Annotated in this window: 1 protein-coding gene; it reads right to left on the bottom strand. The window is 70.8% G+C overall.

Annotation, left to right across the window (positions count from 1 at the left end; all coding sequences use genetic code 11):
* Positions 1 to 26 precede the first annotated feature (26 nt).
* A partial coding sequence (locus tag R0J92_RS26125; RefSeq protein WP_411053831.1) for a hypothetical protein occupies positions 27 to 240 on the bottom strand: 214 nt, incomplete at its 5' end.

The following is a 240-nucleotide window of genomic DNA, read 5'->3' on the forward strand; positions in this document are numbered from 1 at the left end:
GTGCATGCCAGAGATGGCGCTTTGGTTCAATCGCGGCGCCGGGAATTGACGAACCCGAATATCAACCCGGCGACGAAGGCGCCCGCCGCGGCCGGCAGGGTCATACGGCGTGCCTCCCCGCCCAAATCGGCGCGAGAGAATTCCTCGCGCGCCTCCTCGCCCAAATTGCGACGGGCGACGCGGGCCTCGGCCCTGGCCATCAGGGCGGCGTCCCGGCCGCCCATTTTCGGCGCCCCGGCC

Origin of the sequence: Tritonibacter sp. SIMBA_163 (assembly GCF_046535935.1) — a bacterium.
Lineage (GTDB): Bacteria > Pseudomonadota > Alphaproteobacteria > Rhodobacterales > Rhodobacteraceae > Epibacterium > Epibacterium scottomollicae.